Origin of the sequence: Halarcobacter sp., from assembly GCF_963676935.1 — a bacterium.
Lineage (GTDB): Bacteria > Campylobacterota > Campylobacteria > Campylobacterales > Arcobacteraceae > Halarcobacter.
Window position 1 is genome coordinate 264,421 of the sequence record NZ_OY781470.1, and the last position, 22,653, is coordinate 287,073.

Here is a 22,653-nt window from a genome sequence, read left to right on the forward strand (position 1 = left end):
ATCCCTTTTTATCTTACTACTGTAATTCAACTATAAAATTATCTATATATAATACTTCATTTGTACTTGAAACATAGATTGATAATGATACACCAAGTATTCCATCAGAATCAGTTCTTCCTTCAAGTGAATATGATTTTGATCCATAATTAATAGATCCATAGTAATTACCAAATGATTCTCTATCAACAAGTAAGTCATTGTTTAAATAAACAGTAAAATAGTCTTGACTACTACCCCAATCTTCCCATCCACCAACAAAGTTTAAATCAAAACTAACTGTAACATCTTTATTCGCAAAACTTGGTCCAAAATTAAAAAATCTTCCTGTTGTTTGCCAACGTTTTGTTCTTTTTGCTTGGATTTTTAATTTACCTTCATTTGAATCGTATGAATCTCTTATCCATGAACCATATGTAGTATCAAAGCCTTCTTCATCCCTATCAAATGTTAAATTAAAAATTCGTAAATCCACTTCATTTATTATTTTTACATTATAACTACTTGTAGTACTCTCTTTACCATCGCTTACTGTAACATTTATTGTTAAAGTACTGCCCACATATCCATTTGGTATTTTAGTATTTGATGTTATAAGACCATTTTGATTTATACTAAAATAAGAACTAACATTAGTGGTACCATTTAGATATACAGTTATTGAATAGGTTAAATTATCTCCATCAGCATCTGTAAAGTAAGGACTCACATCAAAACTATAATAGGTATCCTCTTTAACTGTACCATCGGGAATTTCACCTGCTACGGGTTTAGAATTATTATCTGTTACTTCAATACTAAATGCTGGTAAGAAAGCTGATAGTTGACCATCTGTTACTGAAATGACAATATTTTCATATAATCCTAAATCTGAACTTGTGGGAGTTCCTATAAGTTCTCCTGAGTTTTGATTAAAAGAAAGCCAAGAGGGTTTGTTTGAAATACTAAAAGTTAGTATATCATTATCAGGATCAGAAGCTGTTGGAGTAAAACTGTAATAATTATCTATGTTTATAGTTGAAACAGGTGTACCATAAATAGTAGGTGCATCATTTACTTCATTAATAGTTACATCACAATAACCAAACCCTACATCACCACTATTGTCTGTAGCAGTAAATGTTATCCTATCTGTACCATAAAAGTTTAATGCAGGAGTGTAAGTTAATGTTCCATTGTCATTTATTATAGTAGTACCATTTTGGGAAGAAGCTTCTGTACTATAAATTGAACCATCTACATCAACAGCATTCCATCCTATCATAGAAGTTGGTGTATCCTCATTTATAGTTATTGGACAACCTGTAATTGTTACTACTGGATTTTGATTATTCCCACAATTCAATAAAACCACTCCATCTTGACCTACCGTAAAATCATTTAGCCGATTAGGTACAGCTATCCTTGTACTATCTAGTACCAAGTCGTTAAAGTCTTGGTCTCCACCGCCATCTAAATCTTCCATTGAATATCTATATTCATTATTTGGATCAGTAGTATAATCTATATCATTAGTTGGATCTAAGTCATTATTTAAACTATCTGCATATTCGATAAATTGTTGGTACTTATCATTTGCATCTCCAGATAAATTATTTATGTAGTTGTTATAAGTATCCCAAATACTCTTAGGGATAATTTGAAAATGGGCATAATTACCATCTCCATTTAAACTTTCGTGTTCAAAATATATGTGAGTATCATTGACAGTTTTATTATTTAGTGTTACTGTAGGATTACTAGTTGCACCCATACAGTGATTCATTGTAATTGAGTCGGTAACAGCAGGATAATCATTGTAACCATTTTTAAAAGTATTGTATCCATCTGATATAATAAAAGTAAAAGTTGGTGGAGTTGTAAATTGTGAACCTATAGAATCACCTTCATTAGGCCTTTTTGAATTTTCCAAAATTAGTTGAGGATTTTGTACGCAACCATTATTATCTAAGGTATAAGTACCAACCATATTAGTGTAACCAGCATTTTCACCACCAAAAGTCAAGTTTACATTTAATGGAGTTGTAACTCCTTCTTGAGCAGAAAATGGACCAATTGTAAATGAATCTTTATCCATAAACTTATACCAAAAAGTTTGGTAATCATATGCTCCAAATGTAGTTCTAATAGTGTCAGGTTGTAAATCTCCAGTTGTATCAAGCCAAGTATAATTTACTAAACCATTATTAAGAAGAAAATTACCTAAATTTGTTTGTCTTAGAATATTATTATTTATATCTTGTGCTGTACACATATCCATTTGTAAAGCGTAATATTCTGAAATAGAGTGAGATGAAGCTCTAGCTAAAGATTGCAAATCCTCCATTTTATTTCTTATTATAGTTTCATCACTAACAGTTGCTACAAAAAATACAACACCCATTAACAAAAGAAAGCCAAAAAACATTTGGTCAATAAAAGCTTTTCTCATTGTGAAACCTTTTTATTATATTATATTACATTATATTATAAATGTCCATAAACTCGTTTATCTTTACTATAATTACAGATAAAAAAATAGCAGGAGCCATTGGAGCTACTCTTCTTTTTTTTATCTTTTGGTAATAAAGTAAAAAAATTGTTTGAACTATACCCGTTACTATTAAGAAAATTGGTATAGAAATTGGTTGTAGATATAAAGTTATTACTAAAATATATTTTATATCTCCGCCACCTAAAATCATTTTAGGCATTAAAAGAATAATTGTAACAAAAAAAAGTAAAAATATTATTAAAATAATAAAAGAATAAATTATTAGTTTATTTTCTAGAAAACCAAAAATTATTAGAAATATTGAAAGTGTGACTATCATCACATTAGGAATTTTATATCTTGTAAAGTCTATATAAGATATAAAAAATGAAAAAATAAAAAATGATAAATGAAAAATCATAATAGTATGTAATATGAGTAAAAATTACTCATATTACTAAAGTAGAGTATGATTAGTAAAACTAATCAGTTACCACCATTTGCATCATCTATTGCACCTTGTATTGCCTGACCAGCACTATCTTGTACACCAGCACTTTCATCAGTAATCCATTGGTTAAGCCCTACAACTGCACCAACACCAACAATAACTAAAAGAAGTGTTACAAGAATTTTATCCATTGCACCTTTTTCAGACTTTAATCTTCGTTTTAAGAATTCTAACATTGTATTCTCCTTATTGATATAGATAATTCTATCATAAAAAAGTTTTATTTTTCTTATAATTTATTTAAAAGAGTTATTTTTCTTAGAAAATTATTATTTAAATAAATTACAAAATAAAATAAAGTTAATAATATTATTATTGTATAACTAAATAATATATTAAAAATTGATTATTATAAAAAAAGTTTCAATTTTTCTACACAAAGTCCCATTGCTGTACTTTCATAACCTTTTACATTTAAAATATAAGGTTTGCAAAAACCTTCAACCATAATTGCACCTGCTTTGCCAAAACACTCTTTTGATTTAATGTACTCTTCTATATCTTTATCTTTAAATTTTGCAAACTCATATGTAGTAATAGAAATATCAATTAGTTCTTTCTTTTTACTTTTATATATCATACATGTAATTACTGAAGTTTTATTTCCACTTTGAAGTTTTAACATTCTTCTTGCATCTTCTTCATCTTTTGCTTTTCTAAGAAGTTGATTATTTGCAGTAACTACAGAATCAGCAACTAATAATGGCATATCTTCAATTCCATATTTTTTTAATAATTCGTTATATTTACCTAAGGTTGCTTGATAAACAAAAGATTTTGGATTTTTGGATTTTATGGAATCTTCATCAAAATCTCCACCATTTTGTATAAAGTCTATATTATTGTTTTTAAGAATCAGTGCTCTTGTTTGTGAATTTGAACCTAATCTAATCACTTTGTCCCTTTTTAATGTTTATTAATTTTACCAAAGGATGAGCTAAAATGAGATAAATTTATGTATAATTGCGAAATGAATACTTTGAAACTATCTGGCATATTTATTCTTGCCTCATTTTTAATTACACTTATTAGCTATTTTTTTAAATATGATATTTTTATTTTTGCAGGATTATTTGCATGGGTAGCTTTAATTTTACTATTTAAGAAAATTGGAAACATAAAATTACTTATATCTTTGATATTTTTATCGATGATAATTTTTCTTTTTAGTTCATACAATAATTTTATTATTGATTATAAAAAAGCAATACTAGTAAATCAATATATGCTGACACTTTTAATTGGAGTAGGATTTTTAAGATTAATTGCAACTCCTAAAAATGAAACATTAAAAGAGTTACCAAAAGGAGATTTATCTTTTATAAAAACATATTTAGGAGTACATCTTTTTGGTTCAGTAATAAATATGTCTTCATTGATTTTGGTTGCAGATAAACTTTATAAAAAAGCAAAATTAACTAAACTTCAAGCTATTGTATTAACAAGAGCTTTTGCTACAGATGCATATTGGTCTCCATTTTTTGTAGCTTTTGCAGCAGTTTCTACTTATTCTTCAGGCTTTAAAGCAATTGAAGTAGTTTCTACAGGAATTATATTAGCAATTTTAGCTTTTTTTGTTACATATATTGAATTAAAAAAAACACATAACTTAAGTGAATTTAGGGGTTATCCTTTACAATTTGACACTTTAATACTACCTGTAATATTAGCTTTATTGGTTCTTATTACAAATCATTATTACCCACATACAAAAGTGATTTTACTTATCTCTTTATTTTCTATTGCCCTAACAAGTTTGATCTTACCTTTTAAATTAGGGCTTAAAAAGGCAATTAAAAGTTTAAATTTTCATGTAACTAATGAACTTCCTAAAATGAAAAATGAAATAGGTCTTTTTCTTATTGCAGGGATGTTTGGGGTAAGTATAAGTACCTTACTTGTTGGCTTTAATATTGAATTTCCCTTTGAAAGGTTTGATGGTCTTAGTGCTTCTATTATACTTTTGGTACAAATATTATTATCTTTTGTAGGGATACATCCAATTATTACAATTGCAATAATTGGAAATTGGACAGGAGATATAAATCATACTTTATTAGCTATGACTTTTTTGATGGCTTGGTCAACATCCGTATGTACTTCTCCTTTTAGTGGGGTAAACTTGACAATGCAAGCAAGATATGGCTTAAACACTTTTGAAATATTTAAAACAAATTTTCTTTATGCTTTAAAGATGTATATCATTTGTGTTATAATCCTTTTTCTTTTAGCCAATTATCTAGGAATTTAATTTGAATATATTATTAATAATTTTAGGGAAAATCTTTCCTTTATATATAACAATACTTGCAGGCTATCTTTTAACAAGATTTTTTAAAATAAAAAGGGAACAAATAGCTTTTTTATTAGTGTATATCTTAGGACCTGTTGTTATATTTTTTGCAGTTTTATCTATTGAGATAAATTTTCAATTGATATTTTTGCCACTTTTTATATTTTTATTTGGTACTACTATCGCTTTTTATATATTAAAAAAGTATAAAAATGAATGGAATGATGCCAGCGTTAATACCTTGGCTTTTACTTGTGGAACAGGAAACACTGGATATTTTGGTATCCCTTTAGCTATGATTTTATTAGAACCAAATGCTGCAAATATTTTTATTTTTGGAACATTGGCTTCTTTATTATATGAAAATACTACAGGGTTTTATGTAACTGCAAAGGGAAGTTTTACAGCAAGAGAATCTATAATGAAGATTTTAAAATTGCCATTACTTTATGCTTTTATTGCAGGAGTTATTTTTAATATACTTGGATTTAGAACACCTGAATTTATTGTTCCATATTTTGAAAATTTTAAATGGGCTTATGGTTTATTAGGTATGATGATGCTTGGTATGGGGATGAAAGGGTTTAATATCCATGAGGATTTTGATAGAAAGTATATAAGAATCTCTTACTTTTTTAAATTTATATTTTGGCCAGGGGTTATTTTGGCAATAATATTTATAGATAAAACATTTATAAACTTTTTAAATGATGAGATATATAAAGTTATGTTTTTATTTTCAATAGTACCTTTAGCTGGAAATACAGTAACCCTAGCAGTTTTACTAAAAGCAAAACCTGAAAAAGCTTCCTTTACTGTACTTCTTTCAACTTTAATTTCTATAGTTTATATACCTGTAGTTTTAGCTTTGTATGGTGGATTTTAATTAATCACTCTTTTTGAAGTCCAATAGGCTTTTTTATAAAAAGGTTTATTTAGTTTTGTAACTTTTACCCCTTTTATTGAAGCGTGCATAAACTCTCCATGTCCTATATAGATACCCACGTGTCTGTCAATTTTTCCTGTTTTGAAAAATATTAAGTCTCCAAGTTTTAGTTCAGCTTTTTTTACTGTTTTCCCAACTTTAACTTGTGTTCTAGTAGTTCTTGGAATTTTTAAATTAAATTTTTCTTTAAAAACTTTTTGGGTAAAAGCTGAACAGTCGATACCTTTTTTTGTATCTCCCCCAAACTTATATTTTACACCCTTCCATTCATTATAAAACTCCATTAAGGCTGCTTCTACATGGGCTAGTTGTTTTTGTTTTTCAAGAACTTTTTTAGGTTTTTGTAAAATCTTTTTATATTCATTGTTTGAAATAATCTCTTGGTAATCTAAATTGGTAATTAAATTCTTGTCTAAATTTGGATTTGTCTCAAGTACAGCATATTCACTCATATCGCTAGCTACTACATATTTTTGGTTATTTGATGCACAACCTGTTATAACTATTGATATTAATAAAAGTAACAATAAGTTTTTTATCATATAAAAATGGGCTCCTTTAGTATAATACTCTTTTTATTTTCCAGAGATGCTTTGAATAATATGGGTTATTCAGCCTAGAGATAATAACCCCTTTTTTTGTGGATACATGCATAAATTTTCCATTTTTTAAATATATGCCTACATGGTTTGTTTTAAATCCTGTTTTGAAGAATATTAAATCACCAGTTGCCAATTTATCTAGTTCAACCTCTTTACCTAATTTTTTTTGTAAAGTAGTTGTTCTTGGAATATCTATAAAAAGTTGCTCTTTAAATGTTCTTTGAACAAATGCTGAACAATCTATTCCACTTTTTGAATAGCCACCATATTTATATTTTACACCTCTCCAATCTCTATATTGTGTTAGTAAATTATCATAAATTTTGTTATAATCTAAATTATTCGAGAGTTTATTATACTTATTGTAATCAATATCTGATATAGTTTTTGTACTACATCCTTGAAAGATTAAAATTAGTGTAAAAATAATAAACTTTAAAATAAAACTTTTCACAAGATACCTAAGATATGAAGTTTAAAACCTTTATTTTAACTTATAGTTTCTTAAGTTCTTGAATTTAGAAAATTACAGGATATAAAAATGTCAAATATTAGTACAAAGTCTATATATTTTTTGGGAGTATCTTTTTTACTTGGAATGTTTACTTTGGGATATTTTTTAACAAAAAGTGTATCTTTATATAAACAGTATGACAGAAGTGTAACTGTTAAAGGCTTATCTCAAAAAGAGTTTAAAGCAGATATTGTTTTATGGCCTATTAAATTTGTAACTTTAGATTCTGATTTAGTAAAATTGAATAATAGAGTTGATGAATATACTAATCTAATATTAGATTTTCTTGAAAAAAATGGAATCAAAAAGGATGAAATTACTATTCAATCCCCTTCTATTACAGATAAACTGGAAAATGATTATTCAAATAAAAATTTTCAATATAGATATGTAGCCAATAGAGTTATTAATATATATTCAAAGGATGTAGATAAAATAAGAGAAAACATATCAAAATTAACCTCTTTAATAAATAAAGGGATAGTGTTTCGTTTTAATGATTATGATACAAGAGTAGAATATATTTTTACAAAATTAAATGAAGTAAAACCACAGATGATTGAAGAGTCTACAAAAAAAGCCAGAGAGGTAGCTATAAAATTTGCAAAAGATTCAAATAGTAAATTAGGGAAAATTAAAAAGGCAAGACAGGGACAATTCTCAATTTCGAATAGGGATAAAAACACCCCTTACATAAAAAAAGTTAGAGTGGTTTCAACTATTGAGTATTATTTAAGTGATTAAAAAAGATATATCCAAGAAAGGATATATCTTTTAGAAACCTCTTAATGTTACTCCTAAATATATAGCAACAAGACCTAAGACAATATTTATGGGAATTAAATAGTTTGCAATTGGTAAAAGTTTGCTTTTTGCTATTGGAAGTTCACCTTCATCAAAAGCTTTTTGTGCTTGTTTTCTTTTTATAAAAATTATTATAAAAATAACTGTCATAACAGTCCAAATAGCCTCTTTAGCAATTACAAAGTTGTAAAGAGGTGTTCCTTTAAATCCTAAGGCAACTATCATAATAACAGCTGTCAAAAGTAAAAGTATAATAGAAGGGATAACCATATTAAAAAATCTTCTAAGGGATTCTAATGTTCTACCTAGTTTTATTTTTGGATCATCAACCTCTTGCATAGAGTAATGAACAGCAAATCTTATTGCTATCATTCCTCCAACCCAAATTATTGCACTAAGTACATGTAAAAAAACAATTAAACTAGAAAAGTTACTAAATAAAGTTTCCATCTATTTTAGGTTTTCCTTTACAAAGTTAAGTGCAGCTTCTTTTGCTTCTTTTATTTTTGTTATATCTTTTCCACCTGCTTGGGCGAAGTCTGGTCTTCCACCACCACCTCCACCAACGATTGGAGCAATATTTTTAATCCAATCACCAGCTTTAATAGGAGTATTTTTAGACCCAGCTACTAACATAACTTTTTCACCTTTTGCTTGAATAAGTAAAATTGCAACTTTGTCATTACCATTTTTATAATCATCTACTAGTTTTTTAATGTCACCATTTTTAACTATATCAACTATAATTTTTGTATCACCAATCATCTGCTCATTTATTGGAGTTGAGATTGAGTTTTGTGCTTCATCAAGCTCTTTTTTAAGATCTTTGATTTGATCTTTTAATTTTTTTATTCCAACTAGTACATTTGTATTTTTTACTTCTGCTTGTACCTCGTTCATTTTAGAGATTATATTTTTTGTATAACTTATTGCAGATAATCCACAAACAGCTTCTATTCTTCTAACACCTGCACTAACACCTGATTCTTTTGTTATATAAAAAGAACCTATATCTTGGGTATTTCTCACATGGGTACCACCACAAAACTCTACAGAAACATCTCCAAAATTAACTACTCTTACTACATCACCATATTTTTCACCAAACATAGCAATAGCACCTTTCTCTTTTGCTTCTTCAATAGGTAGCTCTTCAACATTACCTTTAAGTGCTCTTGCAATCATTGAGTTAACTAAATCTTCAACCTCTTCAATCTCCTCTTTTGTCATAGCTTTTGGATATGTGAAGTCAAATCTAAGTCTTGATGCATTGTTTAGTGATCCAGCTTGAGATACAGTATCCCCTAAAACCATTTTTAACGCACTTTGTAAAAGGTGTGTAGCACTGTGGTGTTTTGCAATTTCCCATCTGTTTACAACAACCGAAGTGATTTTTTCACCTTTTGTCATATCAGAGTTTTCAACTTTTACTTTAGAAAGATTTAGACCGTGAAATTTTTGAGTCTCTTTAACTATAGCAATATGATCATCATCTTCTAATGCTCCAATATCTCCCTCTTGTCCACCACTTGTAGCATAGAATGGAGTTTTGTCAAGCATTACCCAACCAATTGAACCTTTTTCAAGTTTTTCAACTTCATTAAAATCTTCATCAAGTAAAGCAACAATTTTTGAATTAAATGAGGTTGTATCATAACCTACAAATTCATTTATTCCATATTTTTCAATAAGAGCTTTGAAGTCTCCCTCTGTTGCACTATCTCCACTACCTTTCCAAGCAGCTTTAGCTTTAGCTTTTTGTTCATTCATTAGAGAATCAAATTTTTCAGCATCCACTTTAATACCTTTGTCTCTTAACATATCTTCTGTTAAATCTAAAGGGAAACCTTTTTCATCATAAAGTTTAAATGCAATTTCACCTGAAAATAACTCTTTTGTATTTTTTAACTCTTCATTAAATAAAGCCATTCCCGATTCAATAGTTTTAAAGAATCTCTCTTCTTCAAGAGTCATTTGTTCTTTTACATATTTTTTTTGTTCAACAAGCTCTGTATAATGAGAACCCATAATATCACAAAGTGTATCATAAAGCTCAGCCATAAAAGGTTTTCTAAACCCAAGTAAATAACCATGTCTAACAGCTCTTCTCATAATTCTTCTATTTACATAAGGTCTACCCTCATTTCCAAAAAGAATACCTTGAGAAAGCATAAATGAGTTTGCTCTTAAATGGTCTGCAATAACTCTAAATGAACCTATGTTTTCATCATTAGCTTTTTTATTAGCTAACTCTTCTAATTTTTTAATAATTGGTTGGAAGTTTGATGAATCAAAGTTATTAAATACACCCTCTTTAATAGCAATAACCCTTTCAAGTCCCATACCTGTATCAATTGATGGCTTTGGAAGAGGAGTTAATGTTCCATCTGCACTTCTTTCGTATTGCATAAATACTAAATTCCAAATCTCTAAGAACCTATCACCTTCTCCACCCATTTTATCTTCAGGGCCATTGAAGTGTTCTTCTCCTTGGTCATAAAAGATTTCAGAACAAGGTCCACATGCCCCCGTATCTCCCATTGACCAGAAGTTGTCTTTGTCTCCAAATCTTAAGATTCTTGATTCATTTACATATTTTGACCAAATTTCAAATGCTTCATCATCACTATCATGAACTGTTACCCATAATTTATCAATAGATAATTCAAGATTAACTGTAACAAATTCCCAGGCATAAGCTATTGCATCTTCTTTAAAATAATCACCAAACGAAAAGTTACCTAACATTTCAAATAGTGTATGGTGACGTGCAGTGTAACCTACATTTTCTAAGTCATTGTGTTTTCCACCTGCTCTAACACAAAGTTGACAAGATGTTGCTCTTGGATTTTCAGGTTTAGGAACAGCACCTGTAAATATATCTTTAAATTGAACCATTCCTGCATTTGTGAACATCAATGTAGGGTCGTCTGGTACAAGTGGCATAGAGGAAATAACCTCATGACCTTTATTTTTAAAAAACTCTAAATACTCTTTTCTAATATCCATGTAATCTATCCATATTAAATTTCTGCCTATTCTAACTAAAAATTGATTTATGATAGATTAGGGTAGATAAAGATACAACTATATTTAAGGTTTAATAAGTATAATTTTGACTATGTACATTTAATAAAAAGGAAAAAACATGGGTAAATATGTAGATTTAACTCCTGATAACTTCGAGCAAGTTACTAGTTCTGGTGTATCATTAGTCGATTTTTGGGCTCCATGGTGCGGACCTTGTAGAATGATTGCTCCAGTAATTGAAGAATTAGCTGAAGAATTTGAAGGAAAAGCTAATATTTGTAAAGTAAATACAGATGAGCAACAAGACTTAGCGGTTAAGTATGGAATTAGATCTATTCCAACTATTATTTTTATGAAAGATGGTGAAATTGTAGATCAAATGGTTGGTGCAGCATCAAAACAAGCTTTCGTGGATAAAATTAACTCTTTATTATAAGAATACAATGAAAGTTTATTAAAAAAGGGATGAGATTTGTATCTCATCCCTTTTTTTTTACTAAAATTCTGAAATTGATAAAATGTCACACTAAAGCCACTTAGTTGATTTATCATTTCATTATAAAAGAATTTATAAAAAGGATATGTTATGAGCAATAATGTAAAAATGGCAATTCCAATAGTAATTGCGGTTGTTGTAGCACTACTTCCTACACCAGAAGGTTTAGCAGTAAATGCACACTATTTCTTCGCAGTGTTTTTAGGAGTAATTGTTGGGCTTATTTTGGAGCCTATCCCACCTGCACTAATAGGTTTAGTAGGTGTTGCATTTTGTGCAACTTTTGGATTAGTTGGTGAAAGTGCAAAAGAAGCAAGAAACTGGGCTTTAAGTGGTTTTTCTAATGGGGTAATTTGGTTGATTTTTGCAGCATTTATGTTTGCATTAGGGTATAAAAAATCCGGCCTTGGAAAACGTATATCTTTACTCTTGGTGAAAAAATTAGGTAAAACAACACTTGGGTTGGGTTATGCTGTAGCATTTGCTGATGGTATTTTGTCTCCATTTATGCCTTCAAATACAGCAAGAAGTGCAGGGACTATTTTCCCTATTGCGATTAACATTCCACAAATGTTTAATTCATTACCAGATAATGAACCAAGAAAAATAGGTTCATATATTTCATGGGTTGCTATTGCTGCAACTTGTGTTACTAGTTCAATGTTTTTAACTGCATTAGCACCAAACTTGCTAGCAGTTTCATTAGTTGAAAAAAATATTGGTGTTGCTATTGAGTGGGGAACTTGGTTTTATACATTAGCAATAATTATGGTACCTTTATTTTTAGCAGTACCATATTTAGCATATATAATTTATCCACCTGAACAAAAATATTCTCCTGAAGCTCCAGCTTGGGCTGCTGCAGAGTTAGAGAAAATGGGTTCAATTTCTAAAAAAGAGATATTAATGTTATGCTTTGGTATCTTAGCTTTAGTTTTATGGATATTTGGAAAACAAATTGGAGTTAATGGAACAGTTGCTGCAATTGCAGTACTTTGTTTATTGGTTCTATTTAATGTAATATCTTGGGAAGATGTAATTACAAATAAAGGTGCAATCAATGTATTTATCTGGTTTGCTACTTTAGTTGCAATGGCAGGAGGATTGAAAAAAGTTGGATACTTAAAATGGGCATCTGGCCTTATTTCAAGTTGGTTAGTTGGTCTTGATCCAGTTATGATAGGTATTATATTAGTGGTATTATTTTTCTTATTCCACTATTTATTTGCGAGTGTAACTGCACATGTTGTTGCTTTACTTCCTTTATTTTTAGGAATTTCAGCAAACCTATTACCAACTGAGATGCTTCAACCAACTGCAATGTTACTTGTTGGTTCTCTAGGTCTTATGGGAATTATAACTCCATATGCTACAGGGCCATCACCAATTTGGTATGGAGCAGGATATATCTCTCAAGCAAAATGGTGGACATTAGGTGGAATCTTTGGGGCTTTATTCTTAGCTGCCTTAGTTCTACTTGGATTTATTATTCTTTAAATCTAACTAATAAAATTAAGAGAGGTCAAGCTTTTTTGACCTCTTTTTTTATTTAAACTTCACTATAATATTTCTTATGAAAAAATTATTTTTATTTTTAATCTTTCAATCTTTTCTTTTTGCTAATAGTTCAATATTAATTATTAATTCATATCATAAAGGATATGAGTTTAGTGATAGCATAATTAATGGAATAGAAAAAACACTTTATACTCATACTGATATTGATTTAAATATTTTATATATGGATTCTAAGAGAGTTACTTCAAAAGAGTATTTAAATAGTTTAAAAAAACTATATAAAGTCCAGTTAAAAAATAGAAAATATGATTTAATAATAGCTGTTGATAGATTTGCTTATGATTTTGTTTTAAATATTTATCATGAATTTTTTACAAATGAACCAATATTAGCTGTTGGTATTGAAAATTTTTCCCATGAAAAAGCTAAAAGTTATGGAGTAGAAGATAAAGTTTCTGCTTTACTTGAAAGAAGAGACTTACAAGGAAATGTCGATATTATTCGTACAATTTTCCCAAGTATGAATAAACTATATATTATAAATGATAAAAGTTTAAATGCTTTGCATACTGAACCACTTATAAATGAACTAATGGATAATTTTAATGGTAGTTTTGATTTAAAATATTTAAAAGAGGATAATTTAGAAAATCTAAAAAAAAGATTTTCAAAAAAAGAGGAATCAAGTGCTGCACTTTTTATAAGGTTTTATAAAAATACAAATGGTGAACTAAATAAAAACCAAGAGATAGCAGATTTTATAAAAGATGCAAAAATACCTATATTTGTTACAGATTCTTTATTTATTAAAAAAGGAGCAACTGGTGGAAAGGTTGTTGATTTAAATAGATTTGGTGTCACTTCTGGAAAAATGGCTTTAGACATATTAGCTGGTAAACCTCATAAGGTTTTAGTTTCTGATGATTTGTATTATATCTTTGATTCAACAAAACTAGGAGAGTTTACTCTTCCTGTTGAAGCTCTTAAAGTTCCTTATGAATTAGTAAATAAAAGATTAACCTATTATGATAAACATAGAGGATTTATCAATTTTGTTTTTACCATTTCACCTTTTTTAGTTTTTCTTATTTTAGGGCTTGTGCATAACATATATATGCGAAAACAAGTAGAAAAAGATTTAATAAGAAGAATTGAATTTGATGAAACTTTATTAAATGCAATTGAAAGCCCAATATTTTGGCAGGATTCAAAAGGGATAATTGTTGATTCAAATAATACTTTTTGTAGATTATTAGAAGTTGAGTGTAAAGACTTATATGGAAAAAAGCTTGATGATTTTAAAGATAATCCAAAAGTGTTAAAAGTTATAGAAGTATTAGAGAAGTATAAACAAAATGTAGATGAAAACTATGAGTTTCATTATGAAGATAATTTTGGCAAAAATAGAATTTATCTTCTTAAACAAGAGCAATTTAAAGATAAAAAAAGTAGTGCCGAAGGATATGTAACTATTTTTACAGATATAACAAAAGAAAAAGAGATAGTTTTAGAACAACAAAAAAATAGGCAATTTGTTATTCAACAAAGTAAATTAGCTGAAATTGGTGAGATATTTTCTTCTATAGCTCATCAGTGGAAATCTCCTCTTGTAGAGATAACAGCAATAGCTCAAGAATTATTTTATACTAAAAATTGTAAAGATATAAAAGAGGATGACAGTTTTGTAAAAGATATTATGAATCAAGTAACTTATATGACTGATACAATAAACGATTTTCAGAAATTTATAATGCCTTCAAATAAAAAAATAAATTTTAACATAGAAAAAGCAATAAATTCAATGTTGCAAATTGTGCATCATAATATGAAATATAATAATATAAAAATAAGCCTAAATATAGAAAAAAATACAAATCTTAATGTGTATGGATATAAAAATGAGTTTATGCAATCATTTTTGAATATAATAAACAATGCAAAAGATGCACTTTTGAATAGAGATTATAAAGATAGAAAGATTGATATTAATTTATTAAATCATAATAATTATCTTATTATTACTATTAAAGATAATGCAGGTGGAATCAAAGATGAAAATCCATATAAAATATTTGAACCATATTTTACTACAAAAGAGGATGGACATGGTATTGGTCTTTATATGACTAAAGTTATTATAGAAGACAAAATGGATGGACAAATTTTTGTTAAAAATGTAGAGGATGGTGCAATGTTTACTATTAGATTAGGGCAGAAAAAATGAAAATTTTAGTTTTAGAAGATAATGAAAGATTATCGAATGTTATAAATCAGGCATTAATTGCAGAAGGTTATAATGTTGATTGTTTTTTTGATGGAGATGATGCTTTAGATGCTTTAGGAAATGGATATTCATGTTTTATTTTAGATATTAATGTACCAAATCTTGATGGTATCTCTATTTTAGAATATATAAGATATAACCATAGTACTACTCCTGTTATCATTATAAGTTCAAATCACGATTTAGAAAAAATACAAAAATCGTATGAAAAAGGCTGTGATGATTATTTGAAAAAACCTTTTTATATTTTAGAACTTGTCCAAAAAGTTAAGAAACTTTGTGTTGTTAAAAAACAATATTTGAAATTTGATGAAGAGTATACGTATGATTTTATAAATCATAAACTTTTCAAAAATAATTTAGAGATTGAGCTTACTAAAAAAGAGATTTTATTTTTAGGACTTTTCTCCTCAAATTTACATCATGTAGCAACATATGATGAGTTAGAGGAATATGTGTGGGAAGGGGAAGAAACTACACTTGTAAATATAAGGTCTATGATAAAAAGATTAAGAAAAAAGCTTCCTGATGACCGTATAGTTATTGTAAAAGGTATGGGATATTCTTTAAATAAAAATGTTAGTTTATGTTAGTAAAAAAAAGCCTTAGATCTCTCTAAGGCTTTTATTAGGACGATTAAATTCATTTTATTAAGAAGCTTGTATGTTTTTTCTTTTATTTCACCTCCTTTAATAACTAGATTAAAATTGATACTAAATAGTTCTCCACTTCTGTGGCCCAGTAGTATGAATAGAGTTCCCCTCTGTGTCAACAGCAACAGTAACAGGCATATCTTTAACCTCAAATTCATAAATAGCTTCCATTCCCATCTCTTCAAATGCTAATACTTTTGCATCTTTAATAGATTGAGAAATTAAATAAGCTGCTCCACCTGTTGCAATTAGATACATAGATTTGTACTCTTTAATTAAATCAATTGTTGGTTGCTTTCTTTCAGCCTTACCAATCATTCCCATGATTCCAATTTCCATCATATCTTTTGTAAATTTATCCATTCTTGTTGATGTAGTAGGTCCCGCAGGTCCAACCTTTTCATCTCTTACTGGATCAACTGGTCCAACATAGTAAATAAATCTATCTTTTAAATCTACTCCATTTGGTAATGGTTTATTGGCATTTTTATATTCAACTATTTTTTTATGAGCTGCATCTCTTGCAGTTAAGATTTTCCCACTTAATAGTAAAGTGTCACCTGATTTAAACTCTTGTAGTTTCTCTTTTGTTAAATCTTCTATATTTACTTTTTTAATAGTATCCATTGGTAATTCAATATCTGGCCATAGGTCTAAATCTGGTTTCTCAAATTTAGCAGCTCCATTACCATCTAATTCAAAATGAATATGTCTAGTAGCTGCACAGTTTGGAATCATAGCTACTGGTAATGAAGCGGCGTGACAGGGATAATCTAAGATTTTTACATCTAATACAGTTGTAATACCACCAAGTCCTTGTGCACCAATTCCTATTTTATTAATATCTTCATACAATTTAAGTCTTAACTCTTCAACTGCATTTTTAGGTCCTCTTTCTTTAAGTTCATGAATATCCACATGACCCATTAAAGATTCTTTAGCCATAAGCATTGCTTTTTCTGGATTACCACCAATACCAATACCTAAGATTCCTGGAGGACACCATCCTGCTCCCATTTGTGCTACATTTTCCATTACCCAATCATATACACTATCTGATGGATTTAATACAGTGAATTTAGATTTATTTTCACTTCCTCCACCTTTTGCTGCAACTGTTATCTCTATTTTATCTGAGTTATCTACACTATAGTGGATTACTGCTGGAGTATTATTTTTTGTATTTTTTCTCTCACCTGCTGGGTCACTTACAATTGAGTATCTTAGAGTATTATCTGGGTGAGTATATCCTTGAGCTACACCTGCATTGATAATATCTTCTAATTCATTTGTTATATCAAGTTGTGCTTTTGTACCTACTTTTATAAATACATTTACACTTCCTGTATCTTGACAAAGTGGTCTATGTCCCATTGCACACATTTTTGAGTTTATTAAGATTTGTCCTATTGCATTTTTTGCTGATTCACTTTTCTCTTTTTCGTATGCTTCTACCATACCTTTTACGAAATCTTCTGGATGGTAGTACGAAATATATTGTACTGCATCTGCTATACTTTGTTTTATATCATTCTCTGTGATTGCTGCCATAATTTACTCCTTATGAACCTTGTACTGTTGCAAGTTTTCTTCTCATATAGGCAATTTTATTTTGTAATGGTAAATGTTTAGGGCAAGTATCTTCACAACCTAATAGTGTCATACAACCAAAGATACCATTATCGTCACCAACTAATTCATAATAATCATCTGTTGTTCTTTCATCATGTGGGTCACATTCAAATCTTGCTACTCTATTAAGTCCAACAGCTCCTACAAAATCCTCTTTTATAAGTTTTGTACCACATCCAGCTACACAACATCCACACTCAATACATCTATCAAGTTCGAATACTGCATCAGCAACTTCTGGTTCAATTGGTTCTTCAATAGCTGCAATATCTGTTTCTTTAGAGGTATGAATCCAAGATTCAACTCTTTTACTCATTGCATCCATCCAAACCCCAGTATTAACTGATAAATCTTTTATTAGTTTAAATGTAGGAAGAGGTAATAAAATAATCTCATCAGGTAAATCTTTTGTTAATGTTCTACAAGCTAGTTTTGGTCTACCATTAATCATCATTGCACAACTTCCACAAATACCAGCACGACACACAAAGTCAAAGCTAAGCCCTGCATCCATTGTTTCTCTAATTTGTGTAAGAGCAAGATAGATTGTCATACTATCTGCTTCTTGAATTTTATACTCTTGAAAATATCCTCTTAGTTTTTCATCTTTATTTTGTGGATCGTATCTAAGAACCTTGATTGTTATTTCTCTAGACATTACTCATCTCCTAATCTTACATTTTTTCTTTTATATTCATTTTGTAATTCAAATGGCATTAGTGCATCTTGGATTTGATATCTATCTTTACCTTCTGCTTCCATTTTCTCTTTAATATCATCAACTTCTTGTTGTCTAATGGCACTTAAAGGATTCTCAATTAAATTACCTTTTGCACCATAACCTCTAAATCCTGGAGGAATTTCCATTTTCATAATATCTAATGGCTCATACTCAACAGTTGGCATAGTGTCACCTTCTTTCCATGAAGTAAGTGTTCTTTTTAACCAGTTTTCATCATCTCTTTTTGGATAATCTTCTCTAGTATGAGCACCTCTAGATTCTGTTCTATCTAAAGCCCCTTTTGCTACACAAAGTGCAACTTTTAACATCATTGGAACTCTGTAAGCTTCTTCTAATTCAGGGTTAGCACTTAATTGTTTATTTTTAACAGCAACATTTTGAGATTTGATATAAAGTTCTTCTAATTCTTTAACTGCTTTAGCTAAACCTTCACCATCTCTAAAAATACCAACATAATCTTGCATGATTTTTTTCATTCTATTTTTAATTTTAAAAACATCTTCACCAATATTTTTAGATACTAACTCTTTCATATATTTTTCTTTTTCAAAAACAAATTTTTCAATAGTTTCAGTTTTAATATCTATTTGATTTTCTATACAATAATCTGCAAAATAATTACCTACAATCATACCTGCAACTACAGTTTCTGATACAGAGTTTCCACCAAGTCTATTAAATCCATGCATATCCCAACAAGCAGCTTCACCAGCACTAAAAAGTCCAGCTAAAGTTTGTGATTCCCCTGTTGGTTTAGTTCTAATACCACCCATAGAGTAGTGTTGCATTGGGTGAACTGGTGCCCATCCTTTTTTACCTTCGTCTGCTGGGTCAATCCCTGCAAAGTATTCGCAAATCTCTTGAACATCTCTTAAGTTTTTCTCAATATGTTCTCTACCTAAAATAGAGATATCTAACCAAAGGTGTGTACCATAAGGTGATTCTACACCTTTTCCTTTTCTCATATGTTCCATCATTCTTCTTGATACAACATCTCTACTTGCAAGGTCTTTTTTCTCTGGTTCATAATCTGGCATAAATCTGTGTCCGTCAACATCTCTTAGAACTCCACCATCACCTCTACAACCTTCTGTTAAAAGGATACCTGATGGAAAAAGTGGAGTAGGGTGAAATTGTACTGCTTCCATATTTCCAAGTTTTGCAATTCCTGTTTCTAAAGCAATAGCGGTACCTATACCTTCACAAATAACTGCATTTGTTGTAATTTCATAAATTCTTCCATAACCACCAGTTGCGATTAAAGTTCCTTTTGCAACATAAGCTGCAATTTCACCTGAAATTAGATCTCTTACAACTGCACCATAACATCTATTATTTTGATGGATTAATGCAATTGCTTCTTTTCTATCTTCTATATTTACATCTAGTTTTAAAGACTCATTTGCAACAGCAAATAACATAGTATGTCCAGTTGCATCAGATGTATAACAGGTTCTCCATTTTTTAGTACCACCAAAATCTCTTGAATTGATTAAACCATGTTTATTATCATCTTCAAAAATTGTTGTTCTTTTTGTATTGATAACTGCTTCATGATTACCTTTTTTAATTCTAGTCCAAGGTACACCCCATGCTGCTAATTCTCTAATAGCTTTTGGTGCTGTTGTAACAAACATTCTTGCTACATCTTGATCACATCCCCAGTCTGAACCTTTTACTGTATCTGCAAAGTGAACATCTTCATTATCACCTTCAGACATTTTTGCATTACCTAAAGATGCTTGCATACCACCTTGTGCTGCTGCACTGTGAGATCTTTTAACTGGAACTAAACTTAAAACTGTTGTACTTAAACCTTTTTGAGCAGCGGCAACACCGGCTCTTAACCCTGCTAATCCACCACCAATTACTAATGCATCACAATATTTTATTTTCATAATATTATCCTTACTTTTTAATTATTTCTATAGTATCTGTTGGATTATATTTCATTGGAATATGATCAGCTCTTTCAATACCTATTTTAATATAAGCTAAAAGTGTAACTGCACCTAAAGTTAAGAAAAAGATACTTACATATTTTTTTGCTTTAAGCATTTTTGTTCTTGTTTCTTTTGGATTCTCTCCATCAAACCAACCCCATTTCATAGCAGCTCTATATAAACCAATAGAACCATGAAGTTCAACACAGATTAATAAAACCATATATAAAAGCCACATATTTTCACTTACAACTCTATGTGCACTTGCATATGGCCCAATATTTTGAGGTTGGGTAAACATTATATATAAGTGAATCATTGCTACAAACATCATAATAAATCCACTAATCCATTGAAACATCCACATTGAAGTATCTGTATGTTTCATCATTTTAGAGTGTTCTTTTATTCTTAAGTATGCTTTATATGATGTAGGAAATTTTCTTACACCTAAAATTGCATGTACTATAAATATTGCTGTAATTACACCAACAAAAACACTAACAATAATTGGAAGTCCACCATCAAAGATAAAATCTAATTCAAACATTTTTGTTACAGTGTACATAGTCTTTTCACCAAAAAGAATTGTTGAAACAAAAAACATATGTGCCATCATAAAAATAGCAAGTAGTACACCTGAAGCTGTAAGTGCTTTATCTAGTTTTGCAGGAATTCTACTTTTTTTACCTTCTTCATTGATGCCTGTAAAGGCCTCGATAACTTTGTCCATTTCTTCTCCTTTAAGAGTTTTTCTTATTTTGTAGAGAGAAGTTTACATATACAAAATGACTTTAGTGTGGTATTTAATGTAAAATTTTAATTTTTAATTTATTTTAGTACAAGCAAATGCTTGTACTAATTTTTGAAGTATCTGTTAGTTTCTTCAGTTATAACTTTAGAAAGAAGAAGTAGGGCTATTAAGTTTGGAATCGCCATTAAACCATTTGCAAGGTCTGAAAAATTCCATACTAGTTTTAATTCTGTCATTGCTCCAACAACAATAAAACTTACAAAAACAATTCTATAAAGTTTTATTGATTTAGAACCAAAAATATATTCAAATGCTCTTTCACCATAGTAAGACCAGCCAAGAATTGTTGAATAACCAAATAATATTGTTGCTATAACAATAACGATTGAACCAAAATCACCTAAGAAGAAATTGAAACTTTTTAGTGTTAAATCTCCTGCACTACCACCTGTTGTCCAGATAGGAGCCATAAGAATAATAACAGCGGTCATTGTACATACAAGCAATGTATCAATAAAAGTTTGAGTCATAGAAACTAAGGCTTGTTTTACTGGGTCATCAGTTTTAGCAGCAGCTGCTGCAATTGGTGCAGAACCAAGACCTGATTCATTTGAAAATACACCTCTAGCAATACCGTACCTAATTGCTGCTGCAACAGCTGCACCTGCAAAGCCTCCACCTGCTGCAATTGGGTTAAATGCATGATAGAAAATTAAGTAAAAAGCATTACCCACTTTGTCAAAATTAGTAACAATTATTGCAAGAGAAGTAAGAAGATATATAATAATCATAAATGGTATTAAAAAAGATGTAGTTTTACCAATTGATTTTATACCACCTATAACAACAAAAGATGTGATAATAAGTAAAACTACACCTGTAATCCATGCAGGTATATCAAATTGTGAATTAATAGCATTTGCAACAGCATTTGATTGTGTCATATTTCCTATACCAAAAGATGCAATAACAGTAAATAGTGCAAATAAAAAAGCTAATTTATGCATCTTTAAACCATTTGCTAAATAATACATAGGTCCACCTTTATACCCATGTTTACCTTTTTCTCTATATTTAACAGCTAAAATTGCTTCGGAATATTTTGTAGCCATCCCAACTAATCCCGTAACCCACATCCAGAATACTGCACCAGGTCCTCCAAAAGTGATTGCTGTAGCAACTCCAACGATATTACCTATACCAACAGTTGCAGCAAGTGCAGTCATTAGAGCTTGAAAGTGTGAGATATCACCTTTGGCACTTTGCTCTTTTTCAAATATAAGTTTTAGAGCATGACCTAATGCCCAAAACTGCATACCTTTTAACCTAATTGTTAAATATAATCCTGTACCAACTAATAGTATAAGCATAGGAACACCCCATACAAAACTAGAAGCAGAAGATATAAATTTGTCTAGTGATTCCATTATAATACCTTTATTTAGAAATTAGTATAAT

Annotated in this window: 20 protein-coding genes; 7 read left to right on the forward strand and 13 right to left on the reverse strand. The window is 29.4% G+C overall.

The annotated features are described in order from the left end of the window. Positions 1 to 16 precede the first annotated feature (16 nt). The 4 genes from ACKU4C_RS01325 to maf all read right to left on the reverse strand — a co-directional run bounded on the left by ACKU4C_RS01325 (position 17) and on the right by maf (position 3,879). A complete protein-coding gene (locus ACKU4C_RS01325; protein ID WP_321313964.1) occupies positions 17 to 2,431 on the reverse strand; it encodes an Ig-like domain-containing protein in 2,415 nt (804 codons plus the stop codon). 25 nt (positions 2,432 to 2,456) lie between these two features. Continuing rightward, positions 2,457 to 2,894 carry a prepilin peptidase gene (locus tag ACKU4C_RS01330; RefSeq protein WP_321313966.1) on the reverse strand — a complete coding sequence of 146 codons (438 nt, stop codon included), beginning with the start codon at positions 2,892 to 2,894 and terminating at the stop codon, positions 2,457 to 2,459. 65 nt (positions 2,895 to 2,959) lie between these two features. Next, positions 2,960 to 3,160 carry a hypothetical protein gene (locus ACKU4C_RS01335; RefSeq protein WP_321313969.1) on the reverse strand — a complete coding sequence of 67 codons (201 nt, stop codon included), beginning with the start codon at positions 3,158 to 3,160 and terminating at the stop codon, positions 2,960 to 2,962. Between the two features lie 173 nt (positions 3,161 to 3,333). Further along, positions 3,334 to 3,879, reverse strand: a complete 546-nt coding sequence (gene maf / locus ACKU4C_RS01340; RefSeq protein ID WP_321313971.1) for a septum formation inhibitor Maf — start codon at positions 3,877 to 3,879, stop codon at positions 3,334 to 3,336. Positions 3,880 to 3,939: 60 nt separating this feature from the next. Between maf and ACKU4C_RS01345 the strand changes: the two genes are divergently transcribed. Together ACKU4C_RS01345 and ACKU4C_RS01350 are read left to right on the forward strand one after the other, a co-directional pair. Next, entirely contained in the window at positions 3,940 to 5,235 is a 1,296-nt protein-coding gene (locus tag ACKU4C_RS01345; protein WP_321313973.1) for a tellurium resistance protein TerC, read from the forward strand. Position 5,236: 1 nt separating this feature from the next. After that, positions 5,237 to 6,163, forward strand: coding sequence for a transporter (locus tag ACKU4C_RS01350; protein WP_321313975.1), 927 nt, complete (start codon positions 5,237 to 5,239; stop codon positions 6,161 to 6,163). Here the strand turns inward: ACKU4C_RS01350 and ACKU4C_RS01355 are convergent. Next, positions 6,160 to 6,765 (reverse strand): NlpC/P60 family protein, encoded by a 606-nt coding sequence (locus ACKU4C_RS01355; protein WP_321313977.1) that lies wholly within the window; start codon positions 6,763 to 6,765, stop codon positions 6,160 to 6,162. The two genes, ACKU4C_RS01350 and ACKU4C_RS01355, sit on opposite strands and share 4 nt — an antisense overlap. A gap of 16 nt (positions 6,766 to 6,781) precedes the next feature. Then, entirely contained in the window at positions 6,782 to 7,279 is a 498-nt protein-coding gene (locus ACKU4C_RS01360) for an NlpC/P60 family protein (protein ID WP_321313979.1), read from the reverse strand. Between the two features lie 96 nt (positions 7,280 to 7,375). On the opposite strand from ACKU4C_RS01360, the gene ACKU4C_RS01365 reads away from it, so the two are divergent. Beyond that, a complete protein-coding gene (locus ACKU4C_RS01365; RefSeq protein ID WP_407933772.1) occupies positions 7,376 to 8,083 on the forward strand; it encodes an SIMPL domain-containing protein in 708 nt (235 codons plus the stop codon). A 30-nt stretch (positions 8,084 to 8,113) separates the two neighbouring features. Here ACKU4C_RS01365 and ACKU4C_RS01370 read toward each other — a convergent pair whose 3' ends face one another. Together ACKU4C_RS01370 and alaS are read right to left on the reverse strand one after the other, a co-directional pair. Beyond that, positions 8,114 to 8,593, reverse strand: coding sequence for a hypothetical protein (locus ACKU4C_RS01370; RefSeq protein WP_321313982.1), 480 nt, complete (start codon positions 8,591 to 8,593; stop codon positions 8,114 to 8,116). Further along, positions 8,594 to 11,152 carry an alanine--tRNA ligase gene (alaS, locus tag ACKU4C_RS01375; RefSeq protein ID WP_321313984.1) on the reverse strand — a complete coding sequence of 853 codons (2,559 nt, stop codon included), beginning with the start codon at positions 11,150 to 11,152 and terminating at the stop codon, positions 8,594 to 8,596. Positions 11,153 to 11,291: 139 nt separating this feature from the next. On the opposite strand from alaS, the gene trxA reads away from it, so the two are divergent. From trxA to ACKU4C_RS01395, 4 genes are all read left to right on the forward strand, one after another. After that, positions 11,292 to 11,609: a thioredoxin gene (gene trxA / locus ACKU4C_RS01380; RefSeq protein ID WP_320035959.1), complete on the forward strand. Its 318-nt coding sequence runs from the start codon at positions 11,292 to 11,294 to the stop codon at positions 11,607 to 11,609. 150 nt (positions 11,610 to 11,759) lie between these two features. Then, entirely contained in the window at positions 11,760 to 13,166 is a 1,407-nt protein-coding gene (locus tag ACKU4C_RS01385) for a DASS family sodium-coupled anion symporter (RefSeq protein WP_321313987.1), read from the forward strand. Positions 13,167 to 13,242: 76 nt separating this feature from the next. Beyond that, the gene (locus ACKU4C_RS01390) at positions 13,243 to 15,411 is read left to right on the forward strand and encodes an ABC transporter substrate binding protein (protein ID WP_321313989.1); all 2,169 of its coding nucleotides are present in this window, start codon (positions 13,243 to 13,245) and stop codon (positions 15,409 to 15,411) included. Continuing rightward, entirely contained in the window at positions 15,408 to 16,064 is a 657-nt protein-coding gene (locus tag ACKU4C_RS01395; protein ID WP_321313990.1) for a response regulator transcription factor, read from the forward strand. The genes ACKU4C_RS01390 and ACKU4C_RS01395 overlap by 4 nt, the downstream gene beginning before the upstream one ends. Positions 16,065 to 16,184: 120 nt before the next feature. Here the strand turns inward: ACKU4C_RS01395 and ACKU4C_RS01400 are convergent, their stop codons facing one another. From ACKU4C_RS01400 to ACKU4C_RS01420, 5 genes are all read right to left on the reverse strand, one after another. Beyond that, positions 16,185 to 17,675 carry a fumarate hydratase gene (locus tag ACKU4C_RS01400; protein ID WP_321313993.1) on the reverse strand — a complete coding sequence of 497 codons (1,491 nt, stop codon included), beginning with the start codon at positions 17,673 to 17,675 and terminating at the stop codon, positions 16,185 to 16,187. A gap of 10 nt (positions 17,676 to 17,685) precedes the next feature. After that, complete coding sequence (locus ACKU4C_RS01405; RefSeq protein WP_321313994.1) at positions 17,686 to 18,414, reverse strand: fumarate reductase iron-sulfur subunit; 729 nt, start codon at positions 18,412 to 18,414, stop codon at positions 17,686 to 17,688. Further along, positions 18,414 to 20,396 (reverse strand): fumarate reductase flavoprotein subunit, encoded by a 1,983-nt coding sequence (locus tag ACKU4C_RS01410; protein WP_321313997.1) that lies wholly within the window; start codon positions 20,394 to 20,396, stop codon positions 18,414 to 18,416. Before ACKU4C_RS01410 ends, ACKU4C_RS01405 begins: the two co-directional genes overlap by 1 nt. 10 nt (positions 20,397 to 20,406) lie before the next feature. Then, positions 20,407 to 21,174 (reverse strand): fumarate reductase cytochrome b subunit, encoded by a 768-nt coding sequence (locus ACKU4C_RS01415; RefSeq protein ID WP_321313999.1) that lies wholly within the window; start codon positions 21,172 to 21,174, stop codon positions 20,407 to 20,409. A gap of 125 nt (positions 21,175 to 21,299) precedes the next feature. Next, positions 21,300 to 22,622, reverse strand: coding sequence for a sodium:alanine symporter family protein (locus tag ACKU4C_RS01420; RefSeq protein ID WP_321314001.1), 1,323 nt, complete (start codon positions 22,620 to 22,622; stop codon positions 21,300 to 21,302). Positions 22,623 to 22,653: the final 31 nt, after the last annotated feature.

Coding starts and splice junctions, on each gene's coding strand:
- ACKU4C_RS01325 (WP_321313964.1), bottom strand. CDS start 2,431: ATGAGAAAAGCTTTTATTGACCAAATGTTTTTTGGCTTTCTTTTGTTA.
- ACKU4C_RS01330 (WP_321313966.1), bottom strand. CDS start 2,894: ATGATTTTTCATTTATCATTTTTTATTTTTTCATTTTTTATATCTTAT.
- ACKU4C_RS01335 (WP_321313969.1), bottom strand. CDS start 3,160: ATGTTAGAATTCTTAAAACGAAGATTAAAGTCTGAAAAAGGTGCAATG.
- ACKU4C_RS01345 (WP_321313973.1), top strand. CDS start 3,940: ATGTATAATTGCGAAATGAATACTTTGAAACTATCTGGCATATTTATT.
- ACKU4C_RS01355 (WP_321313977.1), bottom strand. CDS start 6,765: ATGATAAAAAACTTATTGTTACTTTTATTAATATCAATAGTTATAACA.
- ACKU4C_RS01370 (WP_321313982.1), bottom strand. CDS start 8,593: ATGGAAACTTTATTTAGTAACTTTTCTAGTTTAATTGTTTTTTTACAT.
- alaS (WP_321313984.1), bottom strand. CDS start 11,152: ATGGATATTAGAAAAGAGTATTTAGAGTTTTTTAAAAATAAAGGTCAT.
- trxA (WP_320035959.1), top strand. CDS start 11,292: ATGGGTAAATATGTAGATTTAACTCCTGATAACTTCGAGCAAGTTACT.
- ACKU4C_RS01385 (WP_321313987.1), top strand. CDS start 11,760: ATGAGCAATAATGTAAAAATGGCAATTCCAATAGTAATTGCGGTTGTT.
- ACKU4C_RS01390 (WP_321313989.1), top strand. CDS start 13,243: ATGAAAAAATTATTTTTATTTTTAATCTTTCAATCTTTTCTTTTTGCT.
- ACKU4C_RS01395 (WP_321313990.1), top strand. CDS start 15,408: ATGAAAATTTTAGTTTTAGAAGATAATGAAAGATTATCGAATGTTATA.
- ACKU4C_RS01400 (WP_321313993.1), bottom strand. CDS start 17,675: ATGGCAGCAATCACAGAGAATGATATAAAACAAAGTATAGCAGATGCA.
- ACKU4C_RS01405 (WP_321313994.1), bottom strand. CDS start 18,414: ATGTCTAGAGAAATAACAATCAAGGTTCTTAGATACGATCCACAAAAT.
- ACKU4C_RS01410 (WP_321313997.1), bottom strand. CDS start 20,396: ATGAAAATAAAATATTGTGATGCATTAGTAATTGGTGGTGGATTAGCA.
- ACKU4C_RS01415 (WP_321313999.1), bottom strand. CDS start 21,174: ATGGACAAAGTTATCGAGGCCTTTACAGGCATCAATGAAGAAGGTAAA.
- ACKU4C_RS01420 (WP_321314001.1), bottom strand. CDS start 22,622: ATGGAATCACTAGACAAATTTATATCTTCTGCTTCTAGTTTTGTATGG.